The organism is Acidicapsa borealis (assembly GCF_059115245.1).
Genome location: NZ_JCACNY010000001.1, coordinates 3,844,329 through 3,869,989 on the forward strand (window position 1 = coordinate 3,844,329; position 25,661 = coordinate 3,869,989).

Consider the following 25,661-nt stretch of genomic DNA (forward strand, 5'->3'; position numbering starts at 1 on the left):
CATGAAGGAGTTCCGCGAGACTTACTACGAATGGGAAGGTAAAACTACCACTATTGGTAGCAACTTCACTGCCGCCTCGTCAAAAGGTCATCTTCTCAAAGATGACATCAGCACTAGCGGACGATTTGAGTTCGCCGAAGTAGGCCATCGAAAATAGGTCCACTCCGGTTTATAACGATCAAGAGCGATCACTCATATCGCACCATCTCATTCACTGCTTATCCCAAACCTCCGTAAACACCGTTGTCGAATTCGCGGCTCTACTGACGATGGTCAGTGTCTTGCCGTCGTTCGAAACCTTGAACTCTTCGCGGAATTCCAGTCTGCCATTGACCTGACTGTCGATTTCAAGCACATAATCACTCACGCGCTTTCCCGACGACGAATTGCTCTTCGCATCACCGGCGCCACTATCGGCATATAGTTTGCCATCAAACTTTATCTGACTCAGGTGCCTGCGAGCGGGCATGCTGAAACTGAGTCCATCTTGCGCATAGGGCGTAATCACCAGCTTCAGGGCTTCCCCGTGTATGGTCTCTTCTATCGAAGTCGATTGCCACTCACCCAAAATCTCCTTGCCTGGACCGATGCGCGCATATTTCGCGGTTGTCTCATAGTTATCCCCCGGATTACCCGAAATGACATCATGAAGCGTGAGCGTCTTATCGTCCGGAGAAATGTTGTACGTGCGCACCATCTTTTGACCATCGTCTCTTCCCATTTCCCAGTCATGGTCGTCGAGCTTCCTGAAGGAGACAGTGGCTCCAGTGGTTGTCTTGATGGGAACGCCATCGGCTTTGATGTCGATCGTGACCCCCGTACTTCCAGTCAGGGAGTAGCGTCCGCCACCGAGCGACTTGATTGTGTACTTGATGGTGGGCTTCGGGCTCTTTTGAGAGTTGTAAACCCATGTTCCTACGAATGGATCATTTGCAGCGAACGCACTCGTGCACATGAACATTCCAGCTAGCAATAGGCAATAAAGTCTCACTGGATTTCTCCCTGGGGTTAGCAGGCTGAACCGTCAAGGCATTTAGCTGGCCCTGACGGTTTCCTGACTCGCGGTTGGCGCTTCCTCTATTGAGTTGAGCGAACATGCGATGCTTTCCGGCGAATTGTCCGAAAGCTGTTCATGCTTCTGCTTACCGCCCGTGATCCTCGCCATCTTCTTCCTTGAAAGGACGTACGACGCCATGGATGGCCTGCGACCCAAAATGTGTTGCCGCCGGCCCCCCAAAAACGAGCGTTATATTCGAAATCGGAAGCGAGTATTGGACGTCTTCTCCTCCGCTGACGCAGACCTGTAGCTTCGACGAAGGCGGATCCGTCTCGAAGGGCGCGATGCTTCCATTTCCGGTCAGGAGTTTGACCACGTCGTTCAACTTAAAGCCGATCTTGGTCGCGGGGGGCAGGTATGCCGGGCAGCCACTTATGTCCCAGGAAATTCTGGCATTCTGCAACCGGATGTGATGGGTGTGAGGATTCACGAGAGGCTGGGCCGGATCGACGGCACCCGTCGAAGTTTTTCCATAGCCTGACATCGTCATATCGGCAGAGAAATCTGCGGTTCCCCGCTCCGGGTAGACATCCATCGACCATTGACCGTGCATTTCCCATGGGCTGCCTTTGACGGTAGCATTCAGCGGTGAGTAATCGTTGATGAGACCGCTGAAGTGGAGTGGTTTGTGCTCCTGGGCAAGGACAGGAACGGTTGCAGTCAACAGAAGGAGAGAGAGCATACTTATTGTTGCGGCAAGGGCTTTGGTTTTCATGAAAAGATCTCCAATCTTGAGGTTGATGTGTGGACCATAGACGCAATTGCGCATCACGCCGGTTTACTTGAGCTGGTTGACAAGAGTGACCAAGATTTTGGTTGTGGTGTCAACGTAGACACCGGCATCCGGAGACTGGCTTTGTACCAAACTTCCGCTCCCTGACTCGTGGACGTTATAGCCAGCGGTCTTCAATTTGTCCGCATCGTCCTTGGTCTTCAAATCAGGCATCGGGATAGCTGGCGCAATATGCCACTGAACCGTGTACTGGGAGTTGTTTCCGCAACCGGAGGGAGAGTGCGTCCCGGGTTGCGGCGTCAGATGAGAAATGGGCAACTGACCATAGACGAGCTGGTTCTGTTCTGCCGCCACAATGCCGTCGCAGGTAGACCGGAAAATGCCCACCAGTTGCGCCACAAGATAATCGGTATCGATCCCGTTCGCCGACGCCAGATGAGGAGCAGGCGGGCCGCCTCCGTTTGCCCACGCGGGCCCGACAGACTCCCATACGGCATTTACCTGGTCGATGTTGGTAGAGCCCGCATTCATGATCACGTAGTTGAAAACGAGGGTGTCGTCCTGGCCAAAGTCAATTCCGAGGAATGAAAAATTGACGGGATGGGTACCGTTTTTCACATTGCCCAGAGGCAGAACCTTCGTCATCGGTGTCATGTTCCTGAGCTTGACGGTTAAGCCGATGTAGTTTGTGTCTTCATGTTTGGAGCGGGTCTGAGTGATGCCGAATGAATCGAATGTCACATTGAACTTTCCCATGTGTGCCTCTCTTTGCTTGTCCTGAAATGAAGTGCCAGCGCCGGCTGGTGGTGGGGTGTTGTTGCGTTGCGAGCCCATACTCTGAGGACTGCTCGTCGTCCGAAAACACCATCGGTCACCTTGGCGGACGAACTCAAGCGGTAAGAGACTGAGTCGGTATGATTTCTCGATTTACAGTCAAATGCCGTCTTTTGCTGTGCGGTCACAGGGCAGCGGTACAATTTGATTCCCCGGTTCGTTCAGCTGCGGACCACTCTGGAGAGCGTGATGGGCGAACTATCTACCGGCGCACCGCCTGCTGGGAAACCGATGGAAGACCGTCTGGATTCGTGGAAGGAGATTGCGGCATACCTCAAACGAGACGTGACCACAGTCCAGCGCTGGGAGAAGCGGGAGGCGATGCCCGTCCACCGGCATCTGCACGACAAGCGAGGCTCGGTCTATGCCGTGCCGGAAGAGTTGGATGAATGGATTCGGAGCCGAAAGGCTGGTACCCCCGAACCCGAAGGTGCACCGGCCGAAGAATCGCTCCCAGCCATCCCCGATAGTCATCCCAAGGCTAAGTCAACAGTTCGCCTGTGGCTTGCTCTCGCTGTGGTCCTCGGTATCTGCCTGTCGGTCGCTGCCTGGCTCGCACTTCGACGTCCGGCAACAGAAGTTGGTGAGACCAGAATTCCTTCGATAGCCGTGCTCCCACTGCGAAACCTGTCGAATGATCCGGGACAGGAGTATCTTGCCGACGGAATGACCGAAGCCCTCATCGGGCGCCTGGCGGGCATCCGTAAGCTGCGGGTGATTTCGCACACATCCGTAATACGCTTCAAGAATCCCCAGATGTCCATCCCGGATATCGCCCGGACGCTGGGCGTCGACTCCGTGGTCGAAGGCTCGGTCATCAAAGAAGGCGACCACATCCGCGTGACCGCACAATTAATTCGAGCCTCACCAGAAACGCATTTCTGGTCCGAGACTTATGACCGTCAAATGCGCGACGCACTTACCCTAGAGAGCGAACTGGCGCAAACCATCGCCGAAAAGGTGCAGGTGACGCTGACAGGAGAGGAACGCCAGCGCCTCAGTTCTTCGAAATCTGTCGAGCCTGAAGTCTACGAAAGCTATTTGAAGGGCCGGTTTGTTTTAAAGCAAGGCAATCGGGCTCAGCTTGAGGAGAGCATTCCTTATTTCGAGGAGGCACTCCACAGGGATGCGACATACGCACCTGCCTACCTGGGTCTGGCTGAGGCCTATACGATGCTCGGGACGGTTTCAGCCGGAGTTTCTCCGGAAGAAACGCGGCCCAAAGTCGCCAGCTTCGCCAGAAAAGCCCTGGCAATTGACCCAGGTCTGGTAGAAGCTCACGTCGTGCTGGCAAACGTCCTCCAGGAGGAATGGCACTGGGCTGAAGCGGAGGGGGAATACAAGCGTGCCCTCGCACTCAATCCGAACAACGCAGAAGCTTATCAATGGTTCGCCCTGTGGCTGGTGTGCCAGGGACGGACCGACGAAGCTGTGACTTCAATCCTGCGCGCCCGGGCGTTGGACCCCGTCGCCGTTTCAGGTGGCAGCGTAGCTTGGATTCTGTTTCAGGCGCATCATTTCGATGAAGCCATTCGCGAGGAGCGCAGCGCATTAGCTACCCAACCGGACAATGTGGGCAATCTCACAGGCCTTGGATTTGCACTAATCGCCAAAAATCAGCCGGCAGACGCAATCCCACCATTGGAAAAGGCCTTGTCTCTTTCGGGAAGTCCTGCAGCGACGGGCATTCTCATTCGCGCGTATGCCCATGGAGGGCGACGTAGCGATGCGCTCCGGCTTCTTGCGGAACTGAAGCGGCGCAGGGAGGCAGGCTACATTCCTGCAGGTGCGTTTGTGAACGCGTACCTGGGCCTTGGCGACAAAGAACAGACGTTCTACTGGCTCGAGCAGGCTTACCGGGAAAAATCGAATATCCTGCAGTTCCTGAAAAGCCACCCATATTTCGACCCGATCCGTAGTGATCCACGATTCGCAGACTTGGTACGCCGAGTCGGATTCCTCTAATGCCGCATAATCGAAAAGTCAGTATGGAGTGATGGAATCATAGGATTTGGGCGCTCTGATGCATAGCCACTACTTAAAATCAGGCAGAAATTCATTCCAACGAGTGCAAAATCGCCAAAGCACTCATCGCTCATCCATTCCTCGACAAAAGCCGATCCAGGGAGATGCAGATTAATATCCCGGATCGCTGATCTTCTTCTCGGTGATGTTCGTGGTGTACTTCTTCATCAGCGGTTCTATCTCCGACGCTTTGCCCACCACGACGATCACCAGGTTTTCGGCTGTCGGGAAGTAGGTGTTGAGGATGCGCTTCTCGTCGGCAACCGTCGTCTTCTGGGCCGATACCAGGTTGGCATTAAACTGCTCGCGGGTGATGCCGTACAGCTCATTGCGCGCCAGTACATTCGCGAGTTGCGCTGAAGTCTCGAGGCTGGGAGGCAGCGAACCCGCAATGGAGTTTTTGGATGAGGTGAGCTGCTGCTCGGTGAAGCCCTGCGCGTGTGCGGTGTTCACTACCTCCAGAGTCTTGTCCATAGCCTGCGCCGTGGTCGCGTTTTTGGTGTAGGTGGCCATGACGAATGGACCGGCCACGCGGCCATCGGTGTAAGTCGAATTGGCTCCGTAGCTGTAGCCGCTCTTGATGCGCAGCTCGGTGTTGAACAGCGAGGTGAAGCGGCCACCGTACAGCTCGTTTACGACACCAATTTCACCGCGGTCTGGATTCGTCGCGTCGACGCCAACATTGCCCATATAGAAGTATGTCTGGGTGGCGTCGGGCTTGTCGACGAAGAGCAGGCGGCGGCCCATGACTGGCTTTGTAGGCGCCAGTGTTGACAAAGCGGGTGCTTTGCCGCTCCAACTTCCAAAGCTCTTCTCCAACTCGGCCTTCATTGCATTTGCGTCGAAGTCTCCCACGACCGCGAGGATTGCATTCCCGGGCGTGTAGTTCGTCTTGTAGAAGGCGAGAATATCGTCACGAGTGATCTTCTTGACGGAGTTCTCGTCGCCTGCAGTTGGACGGCCGTACGGGTGCGAGCCATACAGGAACTTTAGGAAGTAGGAACGAATCACTTGCTGCGGATTGTCCTTGGCGGAGCGGGCAGAGTCTTGAGCGCGCGCTAAAGCCTTCGATACTTCGTCTGCCGGAAACGAGGGATGCAGCAGGATGTCGGAGGCCAGTGGTAGCGCGGTAGCTTCATCCTTTTTCAGAAACTCAACTGAGACCGTGGTTGCATCCAGCGTCACGCCACTGCTGATCGCTCCGCCAAAGCTCATCCCTCCACCGAAGGTCATGCCCATGAAGTCAAGTTCATTGGCGATCTGTTCCGCCGTGCGATTGGTCGTACCGCGACGCAGCAAGCCCGCAGTGAGTACCGCGACGCCTTCCTTGCCTTCTGGATCCGCGACCGCGCCGGAACGAAGGGTGAGGTTCATGCTGATGATGGGAAACTCGTGCTTCTCGAGCATCAAGACGACCAGCCCGTTGGGCAACACGGTCTTCGTATACGTGGGCAGTACAAACGCTGTTGGCGGCGGCGCGATAACCTTGTTCGCAGGCGCCTGAGCCTGAGCGTACGGCACTCCACAGGCAGCGGAGAGGAGGAGGGTCTTCATCAGCCTTTGCATTATTGGCCATCCTTCGTTTCGGCATTGCCATTTGACGGTGCAGCATCGGGGATGAGGGTGGCGACCGTGCGCTGGTTGGCTACCAGATATTGCTTCGCCACACGCTGTATGTCCGCTGCTGTGACCGCGTTGATACGATCCACCGCCTTGTTTACCTCGTGCCAGTCACCATAGAACTCTTGCGCATAACCAATCACGCGCGCCCGCGTAGCAATGGATTGCAGCCCACGATAGTATGCGGCGATCCGCTGATTCTTGACCTTCTGCAACTCGTGCTCATCCAACGGCGTTGTCTGCAGCTTTTCGAGCTCAGCGTAGATTGCCGCTTCGACTTTCTCCGGTGCAACGCCAGCGCGCGGTTGTGCCGATATTTCGAAGAGACCCGGTAACAGGCTGTCACCATAATTAGCACGAACAGAAAGCGCCATCTGCGTGTCGACCAGGTTGCGGTAAAGACGCGAGCTCTGGCCGCCGCTCAGGATCGTTCCAACCAAGTCGAAGGCGTCGGAATCGGGGCTTGTCTTCTCGACTGCGTGATACGCGATATCCAGCAGCGGCAGCTGCGCAAACTTATGCACAGTCACGCGGCGTTCGCCGGTCTGCGGCATTTCCTTAGTGCGGATGGGTGGTGGCGGCGTATGCGCGGGGATCGGCGCGAAGTACTGGTCCGCAAGCCGGAAGACGTCTGCAGCTTTGATATCGCCCACCACCACCACAGTCGCATTGGTCGGGGAGTAAGCCATCGCGTGGTACTCTTTGAGGTCGTCGATCGTCCAGTTCTCGATATCGCTCGGCCAGCCCACCACGGGCCAGTGATACGGTGAACTCTCATAAGCGGTAGCCTCCAGCAGTTCGTTCAGCAGGCCGCCGTTGTTGTTATCCACCGACAACCTGCGCTCGGAATAGACAACCTGCCGCTCGCTCTCGATGATCTTTGGATCAAACGCAAGATTCTGAATGCGATCGGCCTCGAGATCAAACATCAGCTCCAGCGCGGAAGCCGGCGCCCAATCCGTATAGACCGTGAAGTCATTCGACGTCGAAGCATTGTTGCTGCCGCCCGCGTCATCCATAGCAGAGTCGAACTCGCCCTTGCCGTACTTCTTTGCGCCGTTGAACATCATGTGCTCAAAAAAATGGGAAAGGCCCGTGATACCTTCATGCTCGTTGCGTGATCCGACGCGGTAGAAGGTGTAGAACGCAATGTTGGGAATGGAAGCGTCTTCCTGGACGAGAATCGTCATTCCATTGGCCAGGGTTTTAGTTTGCACGTCGACTGCCGCGAACACCGCTGGAGTGGTGAGCGTCAGAACTAGCGCCATGGCCACAGGCAGCAAACGTCGTATCATGCGGAGCCTCTCATGGATATATTCCGTGAATTCGATGCTACAACAGGGAGGGGACGAAACGGTAGGCATGTCGTCCACGGGGAAGATTCGGCTGTTTTCGTGAACTTCAGTTCGAACCCTCGAACATCTCCGTGCCCCTATTATGAGTGAAGATTGCTTCTAAACAACGTTCACCTGAAATATTGACTACTTCTGTTTCAAGTTCGACGGTGATATTTGCTTTTGTACTAAGTTGATCTATGAGATGTTGCGACATGCTCTTTTCGAGTGAATCACCTCGAACCACTAGCGTCACCCGTGCCGCGTAACTTGAGAAGAACATGGCCGCTTGTCCTGCGGAGAGCGACGGCGGCCAGGTTGAGAGATGGATCGGCAGCTTGACGGACACTCACAATCAGAAGTTGGCCGAGGGTGCGTACGAAAGTAAGAAAAGACCGGGACGGCTGGCCTGCTTGCGGCCAGCATGATTGACCTTCAACCTATCTTGCGAAACAAAGATAGATCTTCGTTCGTCGGCGGATAATGCCCGTCGCCCGACAGGTGCACGAATCTGCCAAACACCGTCCAGGTTCCCGAGTGTTCAGTGCCGATCAGAGCCTTCGTGTACGTTCCGTCACTACGCAATGCGAGAGTTGTCGTGTAACGGGCATGCCCATCAAAAACTTCTTTAAACCATGTGCCGACAAGTTGCTGGTCTAAGTTGTTGTTGAAGCTGGATGGCTGCTGAATGGGAATGTTCCCTGCGGTGTTATGAAAGCCAGCAGCTTCCAGCGACCAACGAGGCGAGCCAATCATGCAAGGACGCTTTGCTTCGTCATGTTCATTGCAACCCCTGTATTCACATCATCATGCGCCTTTGGCCAGACTGGTAGCAATGTTTCGATCTTTAGGGTTTCGGCCTCAGTTGCGGTGCCCAATTTTCAGTCGGAAACCGCAAATTGAGTGGGGAAGAGCTTTCCTCCGATGGAGCTTACTATGTACACGGGTTTCAGGTCGGAGACTGTGTCCAGGTGAGTGCGCCTGGTTTGGCTGCCGCATTGCCCAATATCAGGGAGAGGCTGTTGTCGACTTTTCTCTCATCTACGACGGAACCACTCGGCAACCTGCTTCACAAACCCGCTGTACTCCTTGCGCCATCGACAGTACGTCCGCTCGGTGATCGAGGTCTCTTCCCTCTTGCCATGCGATGTCCTTTTCATACCAGTTTCTCGCAACTCAACTGGTACGAAAAACTTCGGGCACTCGACACAAAATCGACAATAATCCTGAATCAGCTAAAAAAATGACTATCTTGTGTTCAATTTGAGGTGTTGTTAGTAAAGTGAATCTGCACTCTTTGCTCCAGTTCCTGGAGGTTTCCCTTGCTCTTTGCTTCTCCATCTTCCATATCTTCGTTTTTCTTCCGCTCAATGCGGCGGTTGAATTTACAGTCCGTTCCGACCTGGCTTCTGCTGGTGATAGCCCTGACGTTTGCTGGGACGACGAAGATGCATGCGCAGGGCTTCGTGGTGAACAGCACGGCCGACAGGGTCGATGCGGCTCCGGGCGACCAAGCTTGCGACACCGGCCAGAAAGTCAACGGTGAGGCGGAATGTACCCTCCGCGCCGCCGTCGACGAAGTGAATGGACTGGCCAAGGCAAATCCGGGTACGGCTTACACAGTTTCAGTGCCTGCCGGCACTTATTACCTGACGGTGGTGGAGGTCTGCCCGTACTACGACGCGGGCAATCCGAATCAGCTCTCCAGAAATGCGATCACACTTTGCATCTCCGGTAACCTCACGCTGAACGGCGCCGACCCGGCCAGAACCATCATCGATGGCGGCCAGATCGATCGCATGTTCTTTGTAAGCGTTGGGGCAACGGTCGCTATTAACAACGTGACCATTCAGAATGGAACCCTGGCTGTTCCCGGCACCTTTGATGGGGCGGGCGGCGGCATCAATAACCAGGGCACGCTGACGCTGGCCAACGACATCTTCACCCTGAACAACGACAACAACCCCTCGCATCAAGGTGGCGGCGCTGTTTACAACGCTGGCACGCTGGTCGTGCAGCAATGCACGTTCATCAAGAACGCCGACTCGGCGATCACCGCCAACTATGCCACCAGCACCAGCATCAATCAGTCGTACTTCACCCAGAACACTGCATTCCAGGGGGCTGCGGTGAGTACATTCATTGGAAATGTACAGATCAGCAACAGCACTTTTGCGAATAACACCGTTGAAGGAAATGGAGTCATCTTCGCCTACAACGGAGTGGCCACGATTACCAACTCGACGATCAGCAATAACACCATCCAGAACTCAGGAACGCTCGTCTCCGGCGGCAATGGAAGCAGCATGGTTCTGAATAATGATACGGTGTCAGGCAATATCGCGAGGACTGGCGAAGCGCTCAGCCAGGCCGGCCTGGTTGCGGATAATGCCAGCATTGCCAATACGATCCTGGCCGGGAATAGCGACACCGATTGCACCGTGGTCAGCCTGGTCAACTACGGCAACAACATTATCGGCAAGGCCAATTTCACTAGCCTGTGCAAAGGCGGCCAGAACGCCACAACGCTCACTGGCGTCGACCCGAAGATTGGGCCGCTCACTCTTCAGAGCGGGATCACACCGACCCAGATGCCCTTGGCGGGCAGCCCTGCTATCGGCGCTGGCTCCAGCGCCACTCCCGGAAGCAATTCAACCAGCTCCTGCACTGCGCTCGATCAACTCGGATTCGTTCGAGGTGTAAGCGGCGCGTGCACCATTGGCGCAGTGGAAGTGGATCACGGTTCGCAGACGCCCGCGATTCTACCCAACACTCATGGCGCCAGCGGAACCATCACGGCGGTTATCTATGGAGGCGGCTTCAACACCAACAGCACGGTCTCGTTTCAGTTAGCCGGCGAGCCGACCCTTGCGCCCACACAGACGCTGGTTGACCCGAGCGCCAATGCCATCACCGTAGTGTTGAATCTTACCGGGGCCGCTATAGGTAAGTATGACGTGATCGTGACCACTCCGGGCGGTAAGCCCGTGACCTTGCCCGCCGCGTTCACAGTAGAAACCCCGGCTGCTCCCGATCTCTACGGGTATGCGATCGGCCCCGAGGCCGCTCGTTCGGGGCGTCCAGCTTTCTACTCCTTCATCTATGGGAATAGAGGGAATGTGGATGCCTATCTTGTGCCTCTCACCCTTTCAATCCCAGGCGGATATGCCGGATCGATTTTGAGTCCCGTTTTGGCGCCTCCTGCTGCCACCGGCCAGGCGATCCATGACTTTACTTATGTACCTGTCGAAGTAGGCCCTTATTCGCCGACAGGGTTTACGAATGTGCCTCTGATTGTGCCGGTTATCCGGGCAGGGTCTCAGGGTGTGCTTATGTTTTCGATTACGCCTCCGCTGGGTTTTCATGGAGCATCGACTTACAGCTATACCGCGAACCTAGGTGATCCATACGGACAAATGACCGACGGATCGCCTTTAGCGTCGGTGGTCACTGACCTGGTCAGCGGTGCGCAGACATTTGCAGAGGCCAATCTCGGTGTGAAGCTTTCCGCGCAGAATCTTGCCCAGATGAATACCTACGCTACGGCACAACTGCTACAGGAGCTCAGTGAAGGCAAGCAGGCGCTTTTGCAGTCAGCGCAGGGGGAGCCAGTTTTTTTCAGCATTCCTCAGTTGTCGACCGATATCGCGGCTTACGGAGCGAGTCTTGCAAACGGTAGTTCGGCACCCGCATTGCGCCTGCAATCGACGATCATGCAAAGGCCCAGGCCGCAGGAGGGAGGTTCTGACGCAGGCGCGCCGCTTCCTCCGTGTCATAAGGGGCAGGTGATGGCGCCCGGGAGCAGTTGCGATGCCAACGCGACACCTGCGCCCACGCCAGACCCAAAGGGCCCAAGGGATGGCACCATCAGCAAGCAAGCTTGCATCGATATGCCGCATCATCACGTTTCGGCAGACGGAGAACGCTGCATACCGACTAACCCCAAGGGCTGTGGGTTCTTCCACGATATTTTTTACTCCGACCCATTCTGTGGCACCTATCCGATCGCCACAGCTATCGACCCTAATGAAAAGGACGGGCCTCTGGGCTTCGGAAGCGCTCACTTCGCGCTTGCTGCCGATTCTTCGGCGTACCAGATCGAGTTCGAAAATGAGGCTACCGCGACCGCCGCAGCGCAAACCGTGACGGTGACCGATCAACTGGATACGTCCAAGCTCGATCTGTCGACGTTTCAGCTTGGGCCTATTTCCTTCGGCAAGTATCTGTTGACCCCTTCGCCAGGATTGAAGGAATACACCTTCGCCCTCGACCTGCGTCCCGACGAGAATGTCATCGTTGCCATCAAAGGCGGCCTCGACATATCCACCGGCGTCGCAAGCTGGTCATTCACCTCGCTCGACCCGGGCACAATGAAGTTCACCACGGACCCCTTGGCAGGTTTTCTTCCTCCGGACACGACTCCACCCGCCGGCATTGGACACGTCAACTTCACCGTGCAGCCGCTTGCGTCTGTCGCCAGCGGGGCGCAGATATGCAATACCGCCAGCGTAGTTTTCGACACCAATGCGCCGATTCAAACTGCGCCTTTCTGCAACACCAAAGACACAGCTGCGCCTGTCAGCAGTGTGGCCGCGCTCACACCGTCGCAAGCGACGACTTCCTTTGCCGTTTCGTGGTCCGGAACGGATGCGGGCTCGGGCATTGCCGGCTACTACATCTACGTGTCCGACAATGGCGGCCCGTTTACCCTGTGGCAAAGCACGACGGCCACCACGGCAACCTATACAGGAATACTGGGACACACCTACGGTTTCTTGAGCGACGCTGTCGACAACCTGGGTAACACTGAGGTCAAGACCGCCGCGGATACTTCCACGACGGTCGGCGCGGTGCTTGCGCCGAAAGCAGCCCTGAGCCCGACCAGCCTCTCTTTCGGCAGTATCACCGTGAACACCACCACCGCCGCGCAGACCGTCGTGTTGAGCAATGCCGGTAACGCCGCTCTGGCGATCTCTTCGGTCTTGCTGACCGGCACGAATGCCTCGGCTTTCACCATCGCTTCTAATGCCTGCGGAACGTCGCTCGCCGCAGGCGCCATGTGCAACATCTCCATCGCGTTCTCTCCCACAGCCGTGGCGGACGACACCGCCAGCCTGACCGTCGTTGACACCGTCGGGACGCAGACTGTCTCCCTCGCAGGATCGGCAACGCCAGTGCCGGCGCCCCAGGCTGCGCTGACGCCGAACAGCGCCAGCTTCGGCAGCGTGACTTCAGGCACAACATCCCCTGCTCAAACATTCACGCTGAAAAATGCAGGCAATGCCGCGTTGATGATAACCTCGGTGACCCTTGCCGGCACAAATCCCTCAGCATTCGGGCTCCCTGCGAACGCCTGCGGAACTTCGCTCGCTGCGGGCGGTTCATGCACTATTTCGGTAGCCTTTACGCCCAGCACTGCGGGAAGCTTCTCCGCGAGCCTGACGGTCGTGGATAGTGTTGGAACGCAGGCGGCGACTCTCTCCGGAACCGGAACCGCACCGCCAGCGCCCCAGGCTGCGCTTACGCCGACAAGCGCCAGCTTCGGCAATGTGACCTCAGGCACAACCTCGATTGCTCAAATATTCACGCTTAAGAATGCCGGGAACGCCCCGCTCCCCGTAACTTCGGTCTCCCTTACCGGCGCAAATCCCTCCGCCTTCACGCTCTCTGCGAACGCCTGCGGAAGCTCGCTTGCAGCTGGCGGGTCGTGCACGATTTCGGCAGCCTTCACGCCGAACGCTACGGGAAGCTTCTCCGCCAGCTTGACGGTGGTGGATGCTGTCGGAACTCAGACTGCGACTCTCTCCGGAACCGGAACCGCTCCGCCAGCGCCCCAGGCCGCACTCACGCCGAACAGCGCCAGCTTTGGCAATGTAACCTCGGGTACAACCTCGCCTGCTCAAACATTCACACTCAAGAACGCCGGGAACGCCCCGCTCCGCGTCACTTCGGTCTCCCTTACCGGCGCAAATCCCTCCGCCTTCACGCTCTCTGCGAACGCCTGCGGAAGCTCGCTTGCAGCTGGCGGGTCGTGCACGATTTCGGCAGCCTTCACGCCGAACGCTACGGGAAGCTTCTCCGCCAGCTTGACGGTGGTGGATGCTGTCGGAACTCAGGCTGCGACTCTCTCCGGAACCGGAACCGCTCCGCCAGCACCCCAGGCAGCACTGACACCAACCAGCGCCAGCTTCGGCAACGTAACCTCAGGCACTACCTCCGCTGCTCAAACATTCACGCTCAAGAACGCCGGCAATGCTCCGCTCCCCATCACTGCCGTCTCCCTTACGGGCACAAATCCCTCAGTTTTCGCGCTCTCCGCTAACACTTGCGGAACTTCGCTTGCAGCAGGAGGTTCGTGCACGCTCACGGTCGCCTTCACGCCGAACGCTACCGGCAGCTTCTCCGCCAGCCTGACAGTCGTCGATAGTGTTGGAACGCAGGCTGCAACTCTCTCCGGAACCGGCACGGCTCTCCCAGCGCCGCAGGCCGCATTAACGCCGGCCAGCGTCGCCTTCGACAGTGTCACGGTGGGAACGCCAGGCGGCAGCAAGGCATTTACGCTAACCAACGCCGGGAATGCTGCGCTCGCCATCAGTTCGACTACGCTCGGCGGCGCGAATGCTTCCGCCTTCGCAATCACAGCCAACAGATGCCCCAATCCTCTGGCGGCGGGTGGTTCCTGCACCATCACCGTCGCCTTTAACCCGACTGCCGTTGGAGATTTCGTGGCTACGCTTTCCGTCACCGATGCCGTGGGCACGCAAAGCTCCAACCTGACTGGGTCTGCAACCGCTGTCTCGCTGCCGGTTGACTTTACGGTTGCGGCTGCTCCCGCCTCTGTCATCACCACGGCGGGGGGCAGCGCTACCTACACCGTCACCGTCGCCCCTACCAGCGTAGGCCCTTTCCCAGACAAAGTTACGCTTTCCGCTACCGGAGCGCCTGCCGGATCGAAGATCACCTTCTCCCCAGCCATAGTGACACCGGGCTCGGCAGACGGCAGTTCAACACTGACGATTGTTCTGCCCCAGGCAACTGCGAGCAACAGCGTTCCGCCACGGCCCGAATCAGGCAATAGAGGCCTCATGATTGCGGGATTGCTCTTCCCGGCCGGGTCTCTCTTCCTGCTCTTTGGCAAACACAGATATGGACGCTACGGAATGGTGGTGGCCCTGTGCGCCGTGCTGCTGGGATTGGGGACCTGTCTGGTAGGCTGCGGCGGGAGCAGTTCGATGAGAGCGTCAAGCACCTCAACCGTTACCATTACTGGCATCAGCGGTTCAACAACCCACAGCACCACTGTCACTTTGATCGTTCAATGAGGGCGGGTGGCGCACCCTCAATTATCTCTCTCCAAGTCACAGCCGAGGGATGGGCGGATTCAGGTTCCAAGCCTAACAATAGTTCACGAAGCATAAGGTTGCTGCCGAACAGCCGCACCCTTTCGGCGAGAATACAGCGCCCTAGAATCCGTTGCAATCAGGTGCAAATGACCGGTCGTATCATTGCTGCTTCTTCACCCCTTTAGCCAATGAAGTCAACTCCAGACATGTTATCGCTTCGGTTAATAAACGAAGATGATCAAGAGCAGGTTCCACATAATCGCGGCTTGCTCTGGCTTGACACTGCTTCGTCTTGAAGGGCGAGACGAAGAAGCCTAGAGTCAAGACTTTTCAGAACTTAGAAATGTCGCAGTGGACAGAGAAGATTTGCCTCTCTCCGACCTCCAGAAATATATGCAGTTAAAGGAGACTCCCGACAAAGAAGACTTTTTCTGCGTTCGATGACAAGTTTGCAATCGAGGAAGCTCGCCGCTGGGCCGTGTTTTTGATTCTCACGATTCAGATCTAGTTCGCAGTGCATTTTGCAGAATATGCACAGCGGGGGCGCCTGGATAACATCTCATTCACGCTGAACGTGGGCGACACTTGGATTCTATTGGGGCGTAATGGAACTGGCAAGAGCCTCATCATGACATTAGCGAATGGCCTTCTCACACCTGAGGAAGGAACTATCCGCGCGTTTGGCAAAGAGCTCAAATGTCTTTGCGGAGAGGATCTATTTGCACCGAGGCAAGACATTGAAACGGTATTCCAGAAAGGTGCTTTGTTCGATTCGATGTCCGTTCGCGATAACGTCGCCTGTCAACTAGAAGAGAATCATATATCCAAAGCCAAAATAGACACTCGAGTGCTTGAAGTGTTGCGCTGGGTCGCTCTTGACGGCACGATTGGCAACTTTCTCCTGAATTATCCGGGGGGATGCAAAGCCAAGGGCGGAGGCTCGCGCTCTGATAGGCAATCCTGAGTTGCTCCTGTATGACTCCTCCACGGGTGGACTTGATCCGGTAACTTGGGAAATGATTATCGAACTCGTCATCAAGCAAAGAGATGTACACGGCTCCAGTTGCCTGTTGGTGACCGAGCGCTTTATAGATGCATTCACTTGCGCAACTAATTATTGCGACGAGAAGACAGAGAATTTGATCAAGCGGCCGGATGGCGAAGAACACATCAACACAACGTTTCTCGTCATGAATGAGAGGAATATCTGTTTTGACGGCTCAGCGCTCGATCTTGTTCGACCCAAGGATCGTTTCATCGTGTCCTTTCTGGAATAGTCAAAGCCGGCGCGATCAGTAACTGACGATCCGAATTGCGGATTGGATGGGCACTTGTGACCAGACCGGAAAGAGGGATGCTCATAGTGTCAGCTACAGTCCATATTTCGATCGCCATCGGCGATCAGATATGGCACCGATACCAGACACTTCACCACAAAAGAAGAGAGACATTGATATGTTGAGATTAGCGAAAGATCTGAATGGTTTCACACTTGGAGCAATTGACGGCGAGATTGGAAAGGTCAAGGAGTTCTACTTTGACGACAAGACCTGGACGATTCGCTACCTCGTTGCAGATACAGGACACTGGCTTGCCGATCGGAGTGTTCTAATCTCGCCCTACGCTTTGGGCCGTGTGCAGGCTGAAGAGAAACTCATTCGTGTCGAGCTGACAAAGCTCCAAATCGAGAAGAGCCCGGCGATTGAAACCAATAAGCCAGTGTCGCGCCAATACGAACTGATGTACTACCCCTACTACGGATTCCCGTCGTATTGGGGCGGTTCATCTTTGTGGGGCAATGCTGCCTATCCTCAAGCGCTGGAACTTCCGCTTGGTGTTAAAGATGAGAGGGGTGCAGCCAGCAAGCACGAAGACGACGATCCTCATTTGCGAAGCTCTAAGGATGTAGACGGTCATTCGATTCAGGCTCTGGATGGCGATGTTGGCCATGTAGTGGACTTTGTGATCGATGACGAAAGCTGGGTCATCCGGTATCTAATCGTTGCTACTCGCAATTGGTTGCCAGGCAAGAAGGTCTTGATCGCAACACGGTCAGTCCAGCACATCAGTTGGGAAGAGTCGAAAGTCTACCTGCGCCTGAAGCGAGAGACGATCAAGAGTAGCCCTGAGTACATTGAGGAATTGCTCCTCTCACGCGACTATGAGGCGAAGCTCCACAGGCACTATGATCTCGAAGAATATTGGCAGGAAGAACTCGCCAACACTCACACAAGGTAGTAGAAGATGTTTGTTTTGAGGGCATTTGCTGATCAGCAGATGCCCTCGACCTTCGATCTGCTCAACTGTAACCGTGCCAGTGCGATCGATACTATCTGGCCTTCATCGCCACGACCGTGACGGGATGGCCCGATCCACTTCTTGCTTGCTGAGAATAACGGTAAGCCTCCTTGAAATCCTCCAAAGCCTGCCTTGAGAGTTCGTGCGCTGTGAGGTGGTCGCCTTTTGCGCGAGCTACGTGGCCGAGTGGGCGTGCGACGCCAGACGGTGAATCTCAGCGATACGGTCGTATGCACTCCGCGTCATGAGCCTGCCCTTAGTTGTTTGTCGAACGGTGTTTCCATAAGGGTTACAGAATCACAACGTCACATTCACTTCTGCAATGGTCGCTTACGGCTATTTCGAATGGGGCGATCAGACGCACCGAGTTTGACCAGACTTGCGCCGCATAGACATTGCCTTGAGATTCCCCACTAGATAGCGTGTTTATGGACACGGGGACATGCCATGCATCGAGAAGGCGAACACCAGTGTCGAGTGCATAGGCGAGTTGCTCGTAGGTAAGATTTTTCAATGCTTTCTTGATCAACGCCGCATTCGTCCAATCAACTTGGGCGTCCATTCTTATTCCTTTCTCGTTACGTTAATTGAGGCTGATCCAGTTCGATCTTATTTAATCTGTCTGGCAGAAAGAGACCTCTGTTTCTATGCCAGCTGGAACAGCGAATATCCTACGTGACCAAAGATTGTGGGAAATCTGTTGGCAACAATTCACGTTCGCTTGAGAATTGTGAGGCTGCCAAATCTTCGCCTCAGTCTTCAAGTAGCAATGAAAGCAATATCGATTGTCATCCTCACACCTAGGTGAGAGGCTCATCTGTACCCTTAGGTACATACGCATACTGGGATTCAGGCAAGAATGAGGACTAGTCGCACGAAAGCACGCAAGAAGTAAGGAACAAATGCCTAAAACTCCCTTAAAGGAAAGCGTGCGAACCGTCACAGGCAGCAAATTCACTTCACTGGTCCTCGAAGGCGAAGGACCAATCGTTGTAGAGTTTATGTCTTACGGCTGTTCGCATTGCCGGGCGATAGCGCCAATCCTGGAGCAAGTGGCGAAGATGGTTGAGTCGAAAGAGCAGATCTTCATGGTGAATATAGCGGTGGATCAGGAGCTTGCAGAACGATACGAGATTCAGGGAACACCCACCTTCATCATGTTTCTCAACGGTAAGGGAATTGGAATCGTGGAAGGACTACAGCCCGACCTATCAAGTGTCCTGGCTGCGGTTACTCAGCCATTCGAATAGTCAGGCAGAGGGGTAGAGTCTTGCAGATAGAGAATCACACGAAGCCAATCCTGCTCTTTGACGATGAGTGTGGCGTTTGTCGTCACATCGCTTACTGGGTGCGTAAGTTGGCAAAGAATAGATCGGGTCAGAGTACCATCTGTGACCGACCGATTGGCAGCGATCCTGAGATCCTCCGCAAGCTGAATTCAACCCTCGACATCTGGGATGCGTACGCAACGATCCATGTGGTGATGCCGGACGGTTCAATGAAGCTGGGTGGAGAGGCTGTCGCGGAGGTTCTAAGGAGGCTGCCTGAAACCCGTTGGTTCACCTGGATATTTGCATTGAGCATCTTCGGATTCAGGCCGTTCCAGGTAATACTGAATCTGGCTTACGCCATCCTCGCAGATGTGCGTCCAATCTTCGGCTGCGAGAGTTGTGGTTCGCCAGTTGTCTGGGCGAGACCGATCCGATGGATGATTGACAGTATCGGTGCTGTGTTCGGGGTGCATCGCAAATCAAGCACCATCCCGCACTTCACAGTGCTTTCACAAAAGTCTCGAACTACTTTCCCGGTATCTCAATCGAAAGCTTCAAGGCTCGTGTAGATCGGCGAACATACTCGCTGCTGGAACAACGATTTCAGCGTAAGAGCTTGGCAGAAGAAGGAATAATCGGATGAAGAACACTCGCATGAAAGCAGTTTTGATGTTGGGATACGGAAGTGTCGATCGTCTGGTGTACGAAGATGCGCCTGTACCCCAGCCAGCGTCCGGAGAAGTACTAGTGAAAATGATAGCTGTGAGCATTAACCCGATCGACTGGAAGTTACGGCGAGGAGATTTGAAGGATCGTATGCCTTTGACTTTCCCTGCAATTCTTGGCCGCGACCTTTCGGGTGAAATCATTGCCCTGGGCGAAGGAGTGACAAGCTTCAAGGTCGGGGAACGCATCTTCGGCTTGGTGAATCATGCTTACGCCGAGTATGTTGTGTGCAAGCCTGACGATATCGCCCTTATCCCTGACACCCTCGATAGCGTCGATGCAGCTGCATTGCCTCTTGTCCTGTTAACCGGCTCCCAGGTGATCGAAGAAGGCATCAGGCCACGTGCAGGGGAAACGATTCTCGTGACGGGGGCGATTGGCGGAGTCGGTCGAACTGCGGTCTATGTCGCAAAGCAGCAAGGTGCATATACGATTGCGGGAGTGCGCACGAGTCAACGTAAAGAAGCCGAGCGTCTGGGAGCGGCTAGGGTGGTTGCTTTGGACAACGACAAAGAGATGGCCGGCCTGCCAGAATTGGATGGAGTCGCCGACATGGTGGGCCATGCAACTATCGACCGCATTTTGCCTCACATCCGGAAGAACGGCACCCTGGCAACAGTGGTAGGTAGACCAGCATCCGCGGACGGTCGAGATCTGCGTGTGGTAGAGATCTGGGCACACTCCGACTCATCACGTTTGGCGGTCCTTGGTCGAGAAGTCGCTCGGGGAGCTTTCTCCATTCCGATCGACAGGAAGTTCAGGCTATCGCAGATTCACGAGGCACAACAGTTGGCTGAAAAAGGCGGAGTCGGCAAAATTTTACTTACACCGTAGAAATCCCTCTCGCGTTGCCGCTCTTGACGGGCAGCAGCATTTGAGTAGGGCACTTACCCGCGCCAGACTGAATATGACGGTAGAAGATTTGAGCGATCCGTGGTTATCAGTGATTTTGGGAACACTTGCCATTGCTCTGGGAGCGGTTGTGCGGATGATTCCATTCTCTTTTATGGCTGGGATTCAGGCTTTCATCACTGCAACGATCATTTCGCTTGCCGCACACTTCGCTGCTGGCTCAGCGAGGTCCAGTATGACAATTTGCCCACGCTGGAATGGTGGCCTGGAATCGACAGCTATCGGAGCGATTGAGGGTGCCGTTACGTATGGCACTGGTATCGTTCTTGGACACTGTGTAGGCGCACGCTGGGCGCTCATTGCTGCTTCTACTGCAAATTACTGCCCGCGTTACAAGCCTTCCCGTCTTGCCAGAGATACTTACCATAAACATCCTTCACTACCACTTCTCACATGACGGGTAAGTGAGCTTTTCTCCGATCAATGAGCTTCCGGATCCAAGGAAACGGGAAATGAGTGTTGGAATTAGAGACCACCTCGATAAAACCGAAAAAGACACTCCGATTCCATTTCGGGGTGCTTTGCCACACTGTGTTCTCCAATGGTCACCTGTGTGCCTACTACATGTCCATACCACTCCGTTAACCTCTCGTGGCAAGTCGACGCGGTTTCCCCTTTGATTCGCCAGGATCCCTTTCTTAGAGCTATAGAGCACAGACTTGCAGACAACTCGATGCAATTTTTGAACTCAATGAGAAGAGTGCCGTCGCGGTTCTTTGTTAGCCATAGAGCCCCAAGGCATGAGGTAATACCCATTGGCGGGAACTAAGAGAAACCAATTCGATCCTGCAAGTTATCTAGCGGCCGCAGGTGTTGTCCGAAAAGCCATCCAGGTCAAGGCGAAACACGTCTTCTTTACACAGGGGGGCCACGCGAACACCATCTTCTATCTTGAATCGGGGCGCGCAAAACTCACTGTCGTCTCAAAGCGCGGAAAAGAAGCAACCGTCACGATGCTCACCGCTGGAGACTTTATTGGCGAGGAATGTCTTGCGGGGGTATCCGGACTCCGAATAGCGACGGCAGTTGCGATGACACCCTGTACTGCCTTGAAATTGGACCGGGAGGACATGGTACGGCTTTTGCATGAGAAGCACGAATTCTCCGACCTGTTTTTGAAGTTCGTTCTGCTTCGAGGGGTCCGGACCCAGGAAGATCTCATCGATCAGCTTTTTAACAATAGTGAGAAGCGTCTAGCGCGGACGCTCTTATTGATGGCGGAGTTTGGCAAACCTGGAGAGCCGGAAACCATGATTCCGCCGATCACTCAAGAGGCACTGGCAAACATGATCGGCACTACCCGGTCTCGCGTCAGCCGCTTTATGAATCGATTTCGCAAGATGGGATTTATCGACTACAACGGTAGAATCCACGTCCACAAGTCCCTGCTAAATGTAGTTCTGCACGATCAGCTACCTGAGCAATCGGCCAGAAGGCCAGTCGAGCTTGGATCCAAACCCACACCTACAGCAAGAAAGAAACGAAACAAGACAACCGCCTAAGACGATAGATACACCGACCTTAGCGGATGAGTGCGTGTATGAGCGCCTTATTGACAAGATGCCTGAAGATCGTTTCGCCTATACCCACCATTTATCCTAGTTGGGCCCAGGCCCACTTCCAGATTTTCACACTATTGGAATCTGACGATAAGAGTTATAGCCCTCGACTGATGATTGTCAAACGGACTCAGATGGGTTGCCTTAGATCTGTGACCCTTGCGAGTTGCCCAGATCCTATAATCGTCTGAACCGTTCACTCGCTTGAACGTAAATTTACCACCCCGATCTGTAATATATGAGAAAACCACCTTCGTCTCCTCGTCGTCAATCTGCACAACAGCTCTTCGTAGAGGTTCCCCGTGCTGGTCGGTAACAATCCCTCTTACATCGCGCGTTGCACTTTGAGCTGGCAGAGACGAGCTAAGGAAAGCCATACTAAAAGTACAAGTGCAAATCAGAGCAGCCTTGCTCACTTTTGATGATTTTGGTGAAAACAAATATCCTGTCATTGTACTTTCTTTGACCATTCTTTCGGAGAAGCTTGGGTGTTTGGTAAACCTGTCACGGGCAACTCATAACAACTACATAGATGGGGTGAGTTCATACTCTATAGCAGATATCAACCGCCGGATGACGGAAGCGCCTTCCTCCGGTGGCTAACTCAAGTCGTCGACTGACGAGCACACTCGAAGCTTAGTAGTTGACCTCAATGAGGTTGGTCACAGATGCCACACCTGGGGCTGCGAATGCTGCATGTTCAGCATCCTCGCGCTCGGTCCATGAATGGACCTTCCCACGCAAGGTTACGATATTGCCCACAGCTTCAACACTGATCTTGTCAGAGTCGATCTGGGCATCTCGTTTGAGGGCGTTCTCTATCTTGAGCTTTACCTCAACCGCCGTCGCCTTGGGAGTCAAAACAATCTCGTTCACGACATTCTTGACACCGAGCAAGGATCGGACAACACGCTCAGCCTCTACACGTTGATACTGCCACTCTGCTGTCCCTGTAAGAGTTACCCAACCATTCGCGACCATAGCCTTGATCGTCTTCGGTGTTTGACAATTCCAAGTCAATTGATTTAAGGCAGCCAGAGCAATATCCTCGTCTGAACGATTACTTTCCAATGGCAGGTCTACAACGATTTCACTTGCAACTGCCGTGACGTTGAAGACTCGAAGCGCAGCGCGTTCCGCAGCCCACTTCTCGTAGAAGCTTCCCACATGCCCGTCAAGCTCAACGACTCCCTTGTTCACTGAGACACCGATCTTGTCTGCACAAACACTTGGTCCCAACGCAGTTCTTGTTCAACATCATTCTTCAATTCACGTGTCGCTGTCATTCTTGGTCTACCTTTCACTGAGCCGTTCTTGGTAGTTGAACGTTCGGTTTCCCAAACCGCAGGATCATGGATAAAGCCTCTCATTCAGCGTGAGGTTAATCTGGTTCCTTCAATACACTGAGAATCCGAGAATGATAGAGGAGACTGGCGGAGGATCACACCCTTACCAACAGAGATACCTCTTCCCTTCTAAACTGCTCGCCAATCCTTGCGTTCATCTGCCGGTAGGTCCTGTGGTTCTTCTTGAGCCTCCGAATAATAGCCTTGAGCTTTGGTAGGATCACTCTCTACTGGAACAGGCTTGCGAGCACGTTCGAAATCTTTTTCGTAATCAATGCCCCCAAGAGCCTGGCGAATCCCTCCTACTCGCTGGTTGGATGAATAGGCGGAGAGCTTGGTGAGGGCTGCCAAGAGATCTGAGGTGGAAATGCGCCGCTCAACCGCCTCGTCATATAAAGGATCCTCCAGAACAACTTGAGCTGATCCGATGATCAGAACTCGAGCTAGGGGCCATTGTCGACGTACGTCCTCAGCCACGTTGCGAAGGCCTATTGAACCGAGGCTATCGCTCAAAACGGCCAGATGCATTGCCACGAATCTCAAGTCGAAAACTTGTTTACGAGTGCTGGCCGTCGCAACTTGATATCCGGAATTAGCCAGTTGGAGGTTCCGCGTCGACAGTGGCTCAGCATCAGCCTCAGCCAGAAGCAGACGCGTCCTTTGAGGACGGTTGGGGACAATAGTCAACTGCCTCGGAAAGTTTGGAAGCAGATGATCCATGTGCAGTTGCTGAGATGCATTCGGCATAGTTGCGACCCTCGTGAGATAGCTTTGAATCTCGCTACATATTTATCCTTAACCACGATACAAATATGTGTCCTTGGGACCACTGTTTCGGCGAGATCCGGCGAGGAAGACAACCTGCGAAGCAGTGGCGATGATTTGATGCTGCCAAGGCCCACACTCTCACCCAAGCTGGGGGACGAGTGACGTATCCGATTGCTCAGAATATATCCCTGCCGGGTGGAACTCTGGTGTAGAAGTCAACGGAGCAAGAGCGTGGCGAGTCGTCGAACTAGCCTTGCCTCCTTCATTTTTCACTGCTGAACGAACTGTGTTTCAAACCAGTCAAGTAGCCGCAACCGATTCACTTCAAGTAGACCGGAGTCATAAATGTCGATAATGGATTCAGTTGTAGCAACATTTGACACTCATGAGCAGGCGGAACAGGCCATCAAGGAACTCCAGAATGATGGCATTGATATGAAGAGCCTCTCTGTCGCTGGCAAAAATACACACACCGACGAACATGTCGTTGGTTATTACAATGCCGGAGACCGGGTTAGGTTCTGGGGCAAAGAAGGTGCTTTCTGGGGTGGAATCTGGGGACTTCTCTTTGGATCGGCGGCATTTGCCATTCCCGGAATCGGCCCAATCCTCGCCGCTGGTCCACTGGTTGCATGGATTGTGGCTGGCCTTGAAGGTGCCGTAGTGGTGGGTGGCGTAAGCGCACTCGGAGCCGGACTGATGAGCATTGGAATCCCAAAAGACAGCGTCATCAAGTATGAGACGGCATTGACGACAGACAAGTACTTGCTTGTTGTTCATGGAACTCCGGAGGAAGTGGAAAAGGCGAAGAATATCATTGCGGATACTAGTCACTCTTCGTACACCGTGCATCATGAACCGGTCCTCGCTGGACAAAACCGCTACGGCAACTACTAAGGTTGAGTGTTGCGTCAAGAGTGGTCTTTGAAGAGGCGCCACTTTCTAGTGCTGCTGCCTAAGTCGGCAATCGAGGCAAGAGCTACATCGTTCGCCCTTTCCCAAGCTAGTATCGGGCGGAAAGTCCTTTGTGCAACTGGTCACAGACGCAGGAATCATCCCGGGGATCAAGGTCGATCTTGGTGCCAAGCCATTAGCATGTCACTTGGGAGGGAGAGTTACAGAAGGACTGGATGGCCTGAGAGAACGCCTGATTGAATATGCGTACATGGGATTTCGCTTTGCCAAATGGCGCGCCGTCAATGCGATCGACAATCAAATTCCCAGCAGGGCCTGCATCGAGAGCAACGCTCTCCCTCTGGCGCTGTATGCCTCCTTGTGCCAGGAGGCGGGCCTGGTGCCGATAGTCGAACCTGAAGTGATCATGGACGGCGACCATTCGATGGAGCGTTGTTCGGTAGTGACAGAGGAGGTTCTCAGAGCAGCTTTTGCAAGTCTGGATACGCAGAGAGTGGCGCTGGATGGGATGCTTCTCAAGCCAAACATGGTCTTACCAGGAATCAGCTGCGCCGAACAACCGAGCCTTGATCAGGTGGCCGAAGCAACGGTCACTTGTCTTAAGAAAGTAGTTCCACTCAATGTTGCGGGAGTCGCATTTCTATCTGGCGGTCAGTCGAGCAGGCTGGCATCAGAACGGCTCAACACGATGAATTTCCTATATAGGGCAGACTTGCCTTGGCCGCTGGTGTCTTCTTTCGCACGCGCGATACAGCAGCCAGCTCTAGAAATCTGGAGAGGGATTGAGGCCAATGTACCGGCTGCACAAATGAGTCTGAATCATCGGGCTCTCTGCAACAAAGCCGCGCTTCACGGCAACTATACGCAATATTTAGAGAACCACTAGAAATTAGTCTCCTGAATGGAGTGACTCGGCAGAG

Annotated in this window: 22 protein-coding genes and 1 pseudogene; 12 read left to right on the forward strand and 11 right to left on the reverse strand. The window is 54.5% G+C overall.

From position 1 onward, the window contains the following. Window positions 1–211: 211 nt before the first annotated feature. From AC5S27_RS15715 to AC5S27_RS15725, 3 genes are all read right to left on the reverse strand, one after another. Window positions 212–955 (reverse strand): hypothetical protein, encoded by a 744-nt coding sequence (locus tag AC5S27_RS15715; protein WP_493935516.1) that lies wholly within the window; start codon window positions 953–955, stop codon window positions 212–214. Window positions 956–1,142: 187 nt separating this feature from the next. Further along, the gene (locus tag AC5S27_RS15720; RefSeq protein ID WP_493935517.1) at window positions 1,143–1,772 is read right to left on the reverse strand and encodes a hypothetical protein; all 630 of its coding nucleotides are present in this window, start codon (window positions 1,770–1,772) and stop codon (window positions 1,143–1,145) included. 63 nt (window positions 1,773–1,835) lie between these two features. Beyond that, window positions 1,836–2,546 carry a PASTA domain-containing protein gene (locus tag AC5S27_RS15725; RefSeq protein ID WP_493935518.1) on the reverse strand — a complete coding sequence of 237 codons (711 nt, stop codon included), beginning with the start codon at window positions 2,544–2,546 and terminating at the stop codon, window positions 1,836–1,838. A 267-nt stretch (window positions 2,547–2,813) separates the two neighbouring features. On the opposite strand from AC5S27_RS15725, the gene AC5S27_RS15730 reads away from it, so the two are divergent. Next, window positions 2,814–4,589: a tetratricopeptide repeat protein gene (locus AC5S27_RS15730; RefSeq protein WP_493935519.1), complete on the forward strand. Its 1,776-nt coding sequence runs from the start codon at window positions 2,814–2,816 to the stop codon at window positions 4,587–4,589. Window positions 4,590–4,760: 171 nt separating this feature from the next. Here the strand turns inward: AC5S27_RS15730 and AC5S27_RS15735 are convergent, their stop codons facing one another. The 4 genes from AC5S27_RS15735 to AC5S27_RS15750 form a co-directional block, all read right to left on the reverse strand. After that, window positions 4,761–6,203, reverse strand: a complete 1,443-nt coding sequence (locus AC5S27_RS15735) for a M16 family metallopeptidase (RefSeq protein ID WP_493935520.1) — start codon at window positions 6,201–6,203, stop codon at window positions 4,761–4,763. An 11-nt stretch (window positions 6,204–6,214) separates the two neighbouring features. Continuing rightward, on the reverse strand, window positions 6,215–7,564 hold the full coding sequence (locus tag AC5S27_RS15740; RefSeq protein ID WP_493935521.1) for a M16 family metallopeptidase: 1,350 nt from the start codon (window positions 7,562–7,564) through the stop codon (window positions 6,215–6,217). A 106-nt stretch (window positions 7,565–7,670) separates the two neighbouring features. Beyond that, window positions 7,671–7,886 carry an NAD-binding protein gene (locus AC5S27_RS15745; protein ID WP_493937321.1) on the reverse strand — a complete coding sequence of 72 codons (216 nt, stop codon included), beginning with the start codon at window positions 7,884–7,886 and terminating at the stop codon, window positions 7,671–7,673. A 152-nt stretch (window positions 7,887–8,038) separates the two neighbouring features. Then, complete coding sequence (locus AC5S27_RS15750; protein WP_493935522.1) at window positions 8,039–8,359, reverse strand: hypothetical protein; 321 nt, start codon at window positions 8,357–8,359, stop codon at window positions 8,039–8,041. 566 nt (window positions 8,360–8,925) lie between these two features. On the opposite strand from AC5S27_RS15750, the gene AC5S27_RS15755 reads away from it, so the two are divergent. From AC5S27_RS15755 to AC5S27_RS15770, 4 genes are all read left to right on the forward strand, one after another. Next, window positions 8,926–14,925 (forward strand): choice-of-anchor D domain-containing protein, encoded by a 6,000-nt coding sequence (locus AC5S27_RS15755; RefSeq protein WP_493935523.1) that lies wholly within the window; start codon window positions 8,926–8,928, stop codon window positions 14,923–14,925. A gap of 535 nt (window positions 14,926–15,460) precedes the next feature. Further along, window positions 15,461–15,910: an ATP-binding cassette domain-containing protein gene (locus AC5S27_RS15760; protein WP_493935524.1), complete on the forward strand. Its 450-nt coding sequence runs from the start codon at window positions 15,461–15,463 to the stop codon at window positions 15,908–15,910. A 52-nt stretch (window positions 15,911–15,962) separates the two neighbouring features. Further along, the gene (locus AC5S27_RS15765) at window positions 15,963–16,223 is read left to right on the forward strand and encodes a hypothetical protein (protein WP_493935525.1); all 261 of its coding nucleotides are present in this window, start codon (window positions 15,963–15,965) and stop codon (window positions 16,221–16,223) included. Window positions 16,224–16,353: 130 nt separating this feature from the next. Beyond that, a complete protein-coding gene (locus AC5S27_RS15770; RefSeq protein WP_493935526.1) occupies window positions 16,354–17,184 on the forward strand; it encodes a PRC-barrel domain-containing protein in 831 nt (276 codons plus the stop codon). Window positions 17,185–17,533: 349 nt separating this feature from the next. Here AC5S27_RS15770 and AC5S27_RS15775 read toward each other — a convergent pair whose 3' ends face one another. Beyond that, the gene (locus tag AC5S27_RS15775) at window positions 17,534–17,806 is read right to left on the reverse strand and encodes a hypothetical protein (protein ID WP_493935527.1); all 273 of its coding nucleotides are present in this window, start codon (window positions 17,804–17,806) and stop codon (window positions 17,534–17,536) included. Window positions 17,807–18,173: 367 nt separating this feature from the next. Between AC5S27_RS15775 and AC5S27_RS15780 the strand changes: the two genes are divergently transcribed. The 5 genes from AC5S27_RS15780 to AC5S27_RS15800 all read left to right on the forward strand — a co-directional run bounded on the left by AC5S27_RS15780 (window position 18,174) and on the right by AC5S27_RS15800 (window position 21,655). Then, window positions 18,174–18,494: a thioredoxin family protein gene (locus AC5S27_RS15780; protein WP_493935528.1), complete on the forward strand. Its 321-nt coding sequence runs from the start codon at window positions 18,174–18,176 to the stop codon at window positions 18,492–18,494. 20 nt (window positions 18,495–18,514) lie between these two features. After that, window positions 18,515–19,084: a thiol-disulfide oxidoreductase DCC family protein gene (locus AC5S27_RS15785; protein WP_493935529.1), complete on the forward strand. Its 570-nt coding sequence runs from the start codon at window positions 18,515–18,517 to the stop codon at window positions 19,082–19,084. Between the two features lie 70 nt (window positions 19,085–19,154). After that, window positions 19,155–20,075 carry an NADP-dependent oxidoreductase gene (locus AC5S27_RS15790; protein WP_493935530.1) on the forward strand — a complete coding sequence of 307 codons (921 nt, stop codon included), beginning with the start codon at window positions 19,155–19,157 and terminating at the stop codon, window positions 20,073–20,075. A gap of 40 nt (window positions 20,076–20,115) precedes the next feature. Beyond that, window positions 20,116–20,550, forward strand: coding sequence for a VIT1/CCC1 transporter family protein (locus AC5S27_RS15795; RefSeq protein WP_493935531.1), 435 nt, complete (start codon window positions 20,116–20,118; stop codon window positions 20,548–20,550). 358 nt (window positions 20,551–20,908) lie between these two features. Further along, on the forward strand, window positions 20,909–21,655 hold the full coding sequence (locus AC5S27_RS15800; RefSeq protein WP_493935532.1) for a Crp/Fnr family transcriptional regulator: 747 nt from the start codon (window positions 20,909–20,911) through the stop codon (window positions 21,653–21,655). Window positions 21,656–21,786: 131 nt separating this feature from the next. Here the strand turns inward: AC5S27_RS15800 and AC5S27_RS15805 are convergent, their stop codons facing one another. The 3 genes from AC5S27_RS15805 to AC5S27_RS15815 all read right to left on the reverse strand — a co-directional run bounded on the left by AC5S27_RS15805 (window position 21,787) and on the right by AC5S27_RS15815 (window position 23,805). Next, window positions 21,787–22,182, reverse strand: a complete 396-nt coding sequence (locus tag AC5S27_RS15805) for a carboxypeptidase-like regulatory domain-containing protein (RefSeq protein ID WP_493935533.1) — start codon at window positions 22,180–22,182, stop codon at window positions 21,787–21,789. Window positions 22,183–22,348: 166 nt separating this feature from the next. Beyond that, window positions 22,349–22,951: a BON domain-containing protein gene (locus AC5S27_RS15810; RefSeq protein WP_493935534.1), complete on the reverse strand. Its 603-nt coding sequence runs from the start codon at window positions 22,949–22,951 to the stop codon at window positions 22,349–22,351. A gap of 236 nt (window positions 22,952–23,187) precedes the next feature. After that, window positions 23,188–23,805, reverse strand: a complete 618-nt coding sequence (locus tag AC5S27_RS15815; RefSeq protein ID WP_493935535.1) for a hypothetical protein — start codon at window positions 23,803–23,805, stop codon at window positions 23,188–23,190. Between the two features lie 366 nt (window positions 23,806–24,171). On the opposite strand from AC5S27_RS15815, the gene AC5S27_RS15820 reads away from it, so the two are divergent. Together AC5S27_RS15820 and AC5S27_RS15825 are read left to right on the forward strand one after the other, a co-directional pair. Continuing rightward, on the forward strand, window positions 24,172–24,723 hold the full coding sequence (locus AC5S27_RS15820) for a general stress protein (RefSeq protein WP_493935536.1): 552 nt from the start codon (window positions 24,172–24,174) through the stop codon (window positions 24,721–24,723). 124 nt (window positions 24,724–24,847) lie between these two features. Then, a pseudogene (locus tag AC5S27_RS15825) lies at window positions 24,848–25,627 on the forward strand (class I fructose-bisphosphate aldolase); the annotation flags it as partial. Window positions 25,628–25,661: the final 34 nt, after the last annotated feature.